Here is a 2,109-nt window from a genome sequence, read left to right as displayed (position 1 = left end):
ATGCTGCAGTCGGCCCCCCACGATTCGGGGACTAGCCCGCGGGCGCCTGCGCCTCGCCTCAGGCGGTGGTGTCGGGAATCTTTCCGAACCTGAACGCTGTCCAGAAGTCTCCGCGGACGTAGCCGTTCTCGGGTTCCGGATCGTAGTCCCAGTGCCGGACCGTGCCGATCTTGAGCGCATCGGCGACGAGCTGGCGGCTCGACTGGCTGCCCAACACATGCTCCTCAAGATGCTCGAGGTCGTAACGCGAATCGAGCTCGGCTCGCATCGTGGCCACGAGCTCCGCGTATCCGGCGTCACCGGCACGGTTGACCAGCTCGTCCGGATCCGTTTCGAGGTCGAAGAGCAGCTCAGGATCTCCCGGGCAGATCGTCAGCTTGTACTGTCCGCGGATGAGCGTCACCTGCGGTCGGTATGTGCCCTCGGCGAAGTACTCAATGATGACATCACGATCGGCAGGTTCCATCTCTCCTGCGGCTTCCCGTCGAGCGGACTCGAACAGGGAGACACCTGTCGCATCGGGATCCGAGGTTCCTGCCAGGTCCAGCAGAGTCGGCATCAGGTCGACGAGGCTGACGGGGTTGGCATACCGACCCGGCGTGACTGCCTCGGCGGGGCCGTTGATGATGATCGGGACGCGGGAGGACTGCTCGTACGGGGACATCTTGTACCACAGGCCCTTCTCCCCCAGCATGTCTCCATGGTCGCTGGTGACGATGATGACCGTGTTGTCCTCCAGGTCGAGCTCGCGCAGACGCTGGCGGATCTTGCCGATGTGATCGTCGATGTAGCTCACCGACGCATAATAGGCGCGGCGGGCCCGACGGATGTCCTCGGTTCCCGGTTCCCGCTTGTCCAGTCCGCTCATCGTGCGCAGCCGGTGGCTGTGCGGGTCCTCGGCGATGTCGGGGACCTCGGGGTGGGCTGGGTCCGGGATGTCCACCTCGGCGAATCTGTCCCAGTTCTCCCGCGGCGGCTCGTACGGGTCGTGCGGGTGGATGAACGAGGTGACCATGAGGAACGGCTGGTTCTCACCGGCGGCCTGGTTCGCGCGCACTCGTCCGTTGAGGTGACGCAGGGTCCGGAAGATCACCTCGTCGTCGAAGTCCTGCTGGACGTTCGCCTTCGCGGCACCGGCGGTGAACACCGGATCGGCCTCGTGATACCACTGCAGCTTCTGGTCGAGGGGACGCTGCCAGTCGGGAACCATGTCGAGATCGGCCGGGTAGACGTCAGTGGTCAGGCGCTCTTCGAATCCGTGATGCTGATCGGGGCCGATGAAGTGCATCCGCCCGATGAGCGCGGTGTGGTATCCGAGCTTGCGCAGGCGGTGGGCGAACGTCGGCACCGAGGCGGCGAAGTCGTCGCCGTTGTCGAGGCAGTCGATGTCGGAGGGCATCCGGCCGGTCATCATCGACGCCCGGGAGGGCGAGCACAGCGGGGTGTTGCAGTAGGCGCGATCGAAGACCGCTCCGTCCTCGGCCAGGGAGTCTATGTTCGGGGTGAGTGCGGCGGTGTCTCCGTAGGCCCCCAGTGCCTGTGCGGCCATCTGGTCGGCCTGGATCACTACGATGTTCGGCGGTTGCATATGCTTGGTCACGTCCTTTCTCAAAAACGTATGGTCTGCTTGTGAAAGCATGATCTGCGAAGTCAGCTGCGTTGAAGACCTGCGCAGGTGTGTCAGATGGAACAGATTCTTGCGAAACCGGTTCTTAGATATGGATTGAAGGTGGCGACATTGGCCTCATGCTGTGGCCCGGCACGGAACTCGCCCGTCGGAGCGAGCCAGGGCAGTCCTGGGTCCGCCGAGGTGGGTGTTGAGGAAGAAGAATCCCCCGCCGAGGTGCGAACGTCGAGCCGGGAATCGGCCACCGTGCCCACTCCCGATCGGCAGCTGCTGACCGAGCTGGCGGCTCTGGCCCCGCGGGATCTGGCGATGATCGGCCTCAGCGGCGGCACATTCCTTATGGGCAGCGAGGACTCGCTGGCCTATCCCGAGGACGGTGAAGGCCCGGTCCGCGAAGTCGGCGTCGAAGGTTTCGGGATCGGTGCGACGACCGTCACGGTCGCAGAATTCGCCGCGTTCGTTGCAGCGACGGGTCATCGCAC

General features: G+C 64.6%; 2 protein-coding genes. One reads left to right on the top strand and one right to left on the bottom strand.

The features are described from left to right. Positions 1–58: 58 nt before the first annotated feature. Positions 59–1,600, bottom strand: coding sequence for a choline-sulfatase (gene betC / locus ACE03M_RS08340; protein ID WP_260848198.1), 1,542 nt, complete (start codon positions 1,598–1,600; stop codon positions 59–61). A gap of 129 nt (positions 1,601–1,729) precedes the next feature. On the opposite strand from betC, the gene ACE03M_RS08335 reads away from it, so the two are divergent. After that, positions 1,730–2,109, top strand: a 380-nt coding sequence (locus ACE03M_RS08335) for an SUMF1/EgtB/PvdO family nonheme iron enzyme (protein WP_485933513.1), incomplete at its 3' end; no start/stop codon positions are given.

The sequence above is a fragment of the Brevibacterium sp. AGC70 genome, assembly GCF_057334195.1.
Note: the sequence above shows the minus strand (reverse complement) of the source record. Positions and strands in the feature narration are given on the sequence as shown.